The sequence below is a fragment of the Bradyrhizobium sp. USDA3010 genome, assembly GCF_056429065.1.
On sequence record NZ_JBWJZD010000093.1, the window covers coordinates 1 to 7239 of the forward strand.

Annotated in this window: 4 protein-coding genes; 1 reads left to right on the plus strand and 3 read right to left on the minus strand. The window is 65.0% G+C overall.

Going from position 1 to position 7239, the window contains the following annotated elements; genetic code table 11:
- Positions 1-316: 316 nt before the first annotated feature.
- From AC066Y_RS42660 to AC066Y_RS42670, 3 genes are all read right to left on the minus strand, one after another.
- Positions 317-1900: an ABC-F family ATP-binding cassette domain-containing protein gene (locus tag AC066Y_RS42660; RefSeq protein ID WP_478279067.1), complete on the minus strand. Its 1584-nt coding sequence runs from the start codon at positions 1898-1900 to the stop codon at positions 317-319.
- A 139-nt stretch (positions 1901-2039) separates the two neighbouring features.
- The gene (locus AC066Y_RS42665) at positions 2040-3359 is read right to left on the minus strand and encodes an Hsp70 family protein (RefSeq protein WP_478279068.1); all 1320 of its coding nucleotides are present in this window, start codon (positions 3357-3359) and stop codon (positions 2040-2042) included.
- A 252-nt stretch (positions 3360-3611) separates the two neighbouring features.
- Entirely contained in the window at positions 3612-5987 is a 2376-nt protein-coding gene (locus AC066Y_RS42670) for a glucose/quinate/shikimate family membrane-bound PQQ-dependent dehydrogenase (protein ID WP_478279069.1), read from the minus strand.
- A gap of 348 nt (positions 5988-6335) precedes the next feature.
- On the opposite strand from AC066Y_RS42670, the gene AC066Y_RS42675 reads away from it, so the two are divergent.
- Positions 6336-7085: a class I SAM-dependent methyltransferase gene (locus tag AC066Y_RS42675; protein WP_478279070.1), complete on the plus strand. Its 750-nt coding sequence runs from the start codon at positions 6336-6338 to the stop codon at positions 7083-7085.
- Positions 7086-7239 lie beyond the last annotated feature (154 nt).

Consider the following 7239-nt stretch of genomic DNA (forward strand, 5'->3'; position numbering starts at 1 on the left):
GCGTTGCAAAGTACCGGTCGTCAGGCGGTGAAAAGCCGAAGGCAATCCTGTGCGCCTCGTCAGAGCAGATGTACGGCCGCATCAATCGGGCCCAAAAGCCGCACTCTCACGAATAGGACGGGTTAGCAACCGGCGAGATTCAGCTCCGACGGCCTCGCCCGTGGGGACGAGCGCAGCTGGCGGAATGGCCGCACCGCCGCGCGGCCTGACAGCCGAGCACCGCGCCTTACGACCTACCCCAAGGCGACGCGTGCTCGGCTGTTCACTTTCTGACCAGCCTTCGTCGTTCGAAACCTTGCGCCGCGCCGCATCACCTCTACTCAGCGAGATCCAATCTTCGGGTGATCGCGATGGCTTCGAGGAAGGCTTCATCGTGGCTGACCACCAGCAGCGCGCCGTCATAGGCGCGCAGTCCGGCCTCGACCGCTTCGATCGATTCGATGTCGAGATGGTTGGTCGGCTCATCAAGGATCAGGAGCGGCGGCGGGCTCACGCCACCGAGAACGCAGGCCAGGCCGGCGCGGAGCAACTGGCCGCCGCTCAGGCTCGCAACGGTCTGCAGGGCTGCATCGGCGCGAAACATGAAACGCGCGAGCGCGGCGCGACAGGCGTTCTCGCCGGCATCCGGATTGATGCGCCAGAAATTATCCAGGATGGAGACTGAGGCATCGAGCAGGCTGACCGCCTGATCGAACATCGCAAAGCGGGTCATCACCTCGATGGTGCCGCGCGCCGCGGTCAGATCGCCGCCGACGAGCTTGAGCAGCGTCGTCTTGCCGGCGCCGTTAGGACCGACAATCGCGACGCGCTCCGGACCCGACATGGAGAAGGTGAGATCACGCAGGATCGGCGCGTCCGCGCTGTAGCCGGCGTCAACAGCTTCGATCCGCAGCACCATCCTGCCCGCCGGCAGCTGCGTCGACGGCAGCTGCACCGAGAACGGTTGCAGCACCTCGATGCGCTGGCGCGCCGCAGTGGCCAATTCAAGCGCCTGCGTCCGCCGCCGCTCGGCAAGGCGGGCGTTCTCGCCGCCGGTGTCCTCGCTGCGATCCTTGCGCAGCCCGGCGGCGATGCGCGGCAGATCGCCCTTGGCGCGCTTCCTCGCACCGGCGCCATCCTTGCGCGCTTGCCGTTCAGACGTTTCCCTCGCCTTGCGGTCGATCTCGGCGACGCGCTTCTCGGCATCGGCCAGATCGTGTCGTGCTGCCGACAGCTCGATGGCCTTGCGCGCACGGTACTGGCTCCAATTGCCGCCGTAGCGCCGGGCTTCCAGCGAGGTCAGCTCGACGATCGCATCTATGGTCTCCAGCAGCTCGCGGTCATGGCTGACGATGATGGCGCCGTGCCGCCAGTCCGCGAGCAGGTCGATCACCGCCTGGCGTCCCGCGCGGTCGAGATTGTTGGTGGGTTCGTCCAGCAGCAGAAAGTCCGGTTGCGCGAAGGTCAGTGCGGCGAGGCGCGCCCTGGTGGCCTGTCCGCCGGACAGCGTCGCCAGCGGCGCGTCCAGCACGTCGTTCAGTCCGACGCGCGCGAGCGCCGATGCGATGCGGGTGTCGAGCGTCCAGTCGATATCCGCAAGCTCATCAGTGCTCGCAAGGCCCTGTTCGGCCCGGCGCAACGCAGCCAGCGCACCGCGTGCGCCGAACAGATCGACGACGCCTTCGTCCGGCTGCACCTGAACCGCCTGATACAGCATCGCGACGCGTCCCTGAACAGCGACCGTGCCGGATTGCGGCGCGCGCGTGCCTGCGATCAGGCCGAGCAGGGTCGTCTTGCCGACGCCGTTGCGGCCGACAAGGCCGGTCCGTTCGGGTCCGAAGTTCAGATCGATATTGGAAAGGAGAACCCGGCCGTCAGGCGCGGACAGGGTCAGATGGGAGAGCGTGATCGATGCAGGCATGGCAATGGATATCCCGGTGGGCAAGGCTGATGGGCGTTGCGGTCCGGATGAAATCCATGGCTGTCGGCATCCTCTCGAATTGATGAAGTAAGATTATCTAATCGCGTATTGGGCCGGGATCAAGGCGCGACGCGAACCGTCACGCCGCTTCGGCGAAGGTCCAGCGGTCGGGGTCAGGCGTGTGGCCGATCAAGGCGAGACCATAGGCGATCGATTCGAACTGGTCCGCCGAAGTCAGTCGTGCTTCGCCGAAGCGCTCGGCGAACAGGCGCTGTACGGCCGGCACGAATGAGGTGCCGCCGGTCAGGAACACCTTCTCTACGTCGCGCGCGGTGATGCCCGACTTGGCCAGTGCTTCGTCGACAGTTGCGCCGAGCCGCTCGATGTCGTCGGCGATCCAGGATTCAAAATCGTCGCGCGTCACGGTCGCGCCGATATCGATGCCTTCGCGGACAAAGCGAAACTCGACGCGGTCGCGGCTCGACAGTGCGACCTTGGTGTCGGATACGGCGCGGTACAGCGCGAAGCCGAGATCGTGGTCGACGATCGTGATGAAGTCGTGCAGCGGCGCCGGATCGATCGCGGTACGCGCGAGCTGCTGCAACTCGCGCAAATCGCCATTGCCTCGCATCATCGCGAGCTGATGCCAGCGCGCGAGGCTCGAATAATAGTGATTGGGGATCGGCAGCACCTTGTCAAACGAGCGGTAGTTGGTGCCCTTGCCGAGCCGCGGCGAGACGATGTGGTCGACGATGCGGTAGTCGAAAGTGTCGCCGGCGATGCCGATGCCGGAATGTCCCAGCGGCTCGGCGCGCAGCACGCCGCCCTTGCGCGAGAAGCGCATGACGGAGAAGTCGCTGGTGCCGCCGCCGAAATCGGCGACCAGCACGGTCGCATCGTGATCGAGGCTGCGCGCGAAGGAGAACGCTGCGCCGACCGGCTCGTAGACATAGCGCGCGTGGCCGGCGCCGAGCCGCTCGAACGCGGCCCGGTAGCGCTGCATGGCGAGTTCGTCATTGGGATTGCCGCCGGCAAACTTCACCGGGCGGCCGACCATGATGGTCGGTGCGCCCAAGTCGAAGCCCTCGCCGGCATGGCGCGTCAGCGTGCGCAGGAACGCCGCGAGCAAATCCTCGAACTTGTAGCGCTGCCGGAATATCTGGGTGGTGTTGAACGCCGAGCTTGCCGCAAAGGTCTTGAACGACTGGATGAAGCGATGGATCGTGCGTCCTTCAAGGAACTGCTCGATCGCCCACGGGCCCCCCTCGGCGCGCGGATGCAGGCCGGCCCCGGGCCGGTCCTCCCAGAAGCACAGCGCGGAGACATAGACGCTATGCGTGCGGCCGCCATGGTCGAAGCGGATCGCCTCGACGCGGCCATCGGCATCGGACAGCGCGACCACGGTGTTGCTGGTGCCAAAATCGACGCCAATCGAGACGGCGGGCGGGGCGCTCGTCATGTCATGCTCGGATTGTCTGTGAAAGGGGGCGGACCTTTAGCGGCTTTGGCCGGTCTTGCCAACCCTTCCGGACGCTATCCGGGTTGGGCAAGTTCCACCTCCCCTTGCAAAGGGGAGGTCGCTTTGCGCGCCGGAGCAAAGCGGGTGGAATCCGCTCTCTCTCAGAAAGCATCGCCTGCTGCTGGACCCCATCCCGACCTTCCCCCTTTCAGGGGAGAAGGAGAAGAAAGATTACGGCCCCGATGAAGCAGCTCAATCCTTCAACGCGTAGGCGATGACATAGTCACCGCGCTTGGTGCCGAACGAGCCGTGGCCGCCGGCCGCGGTGACGACGTATTGCTTGCCGCCGACCTCGTAGCTCATCGGCGTCGATTGCGCGCCGGCCGGCAGGCGATCTTCCCAGAGCACCTTGCCGTCGCGCACGTCGTAGGCACGGATCGTGTACTCATAGGTCCCGGTATAGAACGCGACGCCGCCGGCGGTGGTGATCGGCCCGCCGAGCATTGGCACGCCCATCTTGAACGGAAGCGGCAGCGGCGTGGTGTCCCTGATCGTGCCGTTCGGATGCTGCCAGACGATCTTCATCGTCCTGAGATCGATGGCGGCCATCGAGCCCCATGGCGGCCGGTAGCACGGCACGGAGAGCGGCGAGAGGAAGCTCGAGATATCCACCCCGAACGGCGTGCCATACATCGGCTGCACCCCGACCTCGCTGCCGACCGGCTTCTCGGCGGTCGGCGCAGGAGGATTCTGCGGGCCGCGCGGAATAAGTCTTGAGACGAAAGGCAGCGACATCGGATTGGCGATGGCGATCTGCCTGACAGGATCGACCGCGATGCCGCCCCATTCGAACATGCCGAGATTACCCGGGAAGACCAGCGTGCCCTGCAACGAGGGCGGCGTGAACGTGTCCGCGTAGCGCAAGCTGTGGAACATGATCCGGCACAGCAGCTGGTCGAAGATCGTGCCGCCCCACATGTCGGCGCCGGTCAGCTTTGCTTCCGGCCGGAATGTCAGTTCGGAAAACGGCTGGGTTGGTGCGGAGCGGTCGCCGGGCGCGGGGCCCTGCGGCACCGGACGTTCCGGCGCCGGCACGATCAATTCGCCGGTCCTGCGGTCGAGCACGAAGATATTGCCCACCTTGGTCGGCTGGATGATCGCGGGAACGACGCCCTTCGCCGTCGTCACATCGACCAGGCTCGGTTGCGAGGGAACGTCCATGTCCCAGAGATCGTGATGCACGGTCTGGTACGACCAGACGCGCTTGCCGGTGTCGACGTCCAGCGCGACGATGGAGCTCGAATAGCGTTCGACCAGCGCATCGCGATTGCCGCCCCAGATGTCGGGTCCGTTGTTGCCGGTCGGGATGTAGACCAGATTCAATTTCGGATCGAACGAGGCCGTGATCCAGGAATTCGGCGAGCCGTTGGTGTAATGACGCGTCGGCGACGGCAGCGCGTTCTCGTCGGCCGCGGCGGAGTCCCAGGCCCAGACCAGCTTGCCGGTGTAGACATCGAAGCCGCGGATCACGCCCGAAGGCACTTCGACCGCGTAATTGTCGATCACCGCGGCGGCAACGACCAGGATCCTGTCGCTGACGACAGGCGGCGATGTCGGCTCGAAGAAGCCGGCGGTCTTGATTCCCATCCCTTGCTGCAGGTCGAGGATGCCGTGATCGGCAAAGCTGTCGCAGAGCTTGCCGCTGTCGGCATCGAGCGCGATCATGCGGCCGTCATTGACCGGCAGGAAGATCCGGCGCGGGCATCCGGCCGGCGCCGGACTGCCGCTGCTGTCGACGGCGCCAGCCGCGGTTTCGTGATAGGAGACCCCGCGGCAGGTCATGTGCTGGAACGTCTTGTTGTGCACAAGCTTGGGATCGTATCGCCAGCGCTCGGTGCCGGTCCTGGCGTCGAGTGCGAACAGCACCTGATGCTGCGAGCAGAGATAGAGCGTGTCGCGCACCTTGATCGGGGTGACCTCGAAGGTGGTCTCGCCGGAATCCTCCGGCGTCGGCACGTCGCCGGTGCGGAAGGTCCAGGCGACCTTGAGCTTGCCGACATTGTCGGGCGTGATCTGCTTCAGCGGCGAATAGCGCTGTCCGAATTGCGTGCGTCCATAGGCGCGCCAATCACCGTCCGGTTGCGGGTCGGCCTCGCTTTGCTGCACGGCCGGACCGGCTTCGGCAATCGTGCCATTGATGTCGTGATAGCTCGACAGCAGCCCGGCCACGAGGACGGCCGCAGCCGCCACGACGCCGACCCAGAGTGGCGCGGTCGCACGCCTGTAGGATACCGGCTCGTTTCGTTGCAGCCCGCGAACGATCACGGGCGTCAGCAGCCAGAGCGCCATCGGGAAGATGATGTCGCCGCGCGCCGCAAGCGGCCACCAGTCGAATTTCACCTCATAGACGGCCCATGCCAGCGTGCCGACCAGCACGATCGCAAACAGCCAAAGTGCAGAACGGTGCTGCGCCAGCAAGAGCGCAGCCGTGGCGAGAATGCCGACGCCGATGACAATGTAGGAGATGGATCCACCCAGCGCGGCGAGCCAGATGCCGCCGCCCGCAAGGACCAAGCCGATCAAGGCGTAGACAATACCGGTGATGAAGACTGCCCTGGATCGCTGCATGGTCGCTCCGGTGCGGAAGCGGGACCGGGCTTGTCCCGCGCAAGCGCAACAGACCGCGTCCGCTCTCAAGAACTGTGGTTCAATCAACCGTAACTTGCAACCTGGAACTGCGACGTTGATGCAACACAAGCGCGCAAAGTTGCGATATCAATTCTTGCCGAAGCAGGATCATTCAAACTGCGCGCACTTTGTTCAACAAGGAGCAACGCCAGGCGCCTGGCACTGACGCAGAGGTGACGGGTCCTCAGCGAATCTTGACTCGACGCGCTCTTCCGGTTCTGCACCAGCGCTGCTTTATACCGTTCCGCAGATCTCATCGCAGATGCCCGGCTTGCAGGAGAAGCAACAATGACATTGAACCCGACGGCCAGGAATTATCGTGTCGCGGTCGCAGCCTACGAGGCGGGCCGGCCCAGCTATCCGGCGGAGATCGTCGCGGCGCTGCCGCTGCAGGCCGCGCGCTGTGTCGTCGATCTCGGAGCCGGAACCGGCAAGTTCACCCGGCTGCTGCTTCCGCATTTGTCCGAGACAGCGCGTCTGGTCGCTATCGAGCCCGTCGCCGAAATGTCCGCGAAACTCGCGAGCGACGCAGGGATCGAGGTCATCAACACCCGCGCCGATGCGATCGGCCTCGAAACCGGCAGCGTCGATCTCGTGACCTGCGCGCAGGCGTTCCACTGGTTCGACAACGAACCGTCGGTCGCCGAGATCGCGCGCCTCCTGCGTCCCGGCGGTACGCTGGCGCTGGTCTGGAACAACAGGGATGACCGCGCGCCGTGGGTCGACGCCTTGTCCGTCATGATCGAAGGCTACGCCGGAGATACGCCCCGGCAACGCTCGGGGCGCTGGCGCTGGATCTTGCAGGATCCCCGCTTCGTGCTCGAGAAGGAATTCGTGCAGGACCATCCGCATCGGATGGCGCGCCACGGTGTCTATGAACGCGTCGTGTCGACGAGCTATGTCGCCAATCTTCCCGACGCCGAAAAGGCGGTCCTTCGCGACAAGACCGACGCCATCCTGCGTAAGGCCGGCCTCGGTGATTCCGACGAGGTGGTGTTTCCTTATGTCACGCAGCTTTTTTTGCTGAAGCGGACCTAGCCCGTCTTATTCATCAGCGGCTTGTTAAGAGGCTGGCGAGCGTGGCGTAAGCCGCTGAGGTGGCGTAGGATTCGGTTGCTGACACCCACCCTCCGCGCATCCGGGCCGCCACACTCGCCATGACCGACGATACGAGTCTGCCGTTCTCATTTCC

What these genes read in the sequence shown, in the direction of transcription:
- AC066Y_RS42660 (WP_478279067.1), bottom strand. Translation starts at nt 1,900, where the DNA reads ATGCCTGCATCGATCACGCTCTCCCATCTGACCCTGTCCGCGCCTGAC.
- AC066Y_RS42665 (WP_478279068.1), bottom strand. Translation starts at nt 3,359, where the DNA reads ATGACGAGCGCCCCGCCCGCCGTCTCGATTGGCGTCGATTTTGGCACC.
- AC066Y_RS42670 (WP_478279069.1), bottom strand. Translation starts at nt 5,987, where the DNA reads ATGCAGCGATCCAGGGCAGTCTTCATCACCGGTATTGTCTACGCCTTG.
- AC066Y_RS42675 (WP_478279070.1), top strand. Translation starts at nt 6,336, where the DNA reads ATGACATTGAACCCGACGGCCAGGAATTATCGTGTCGCGGTCGCAGCC.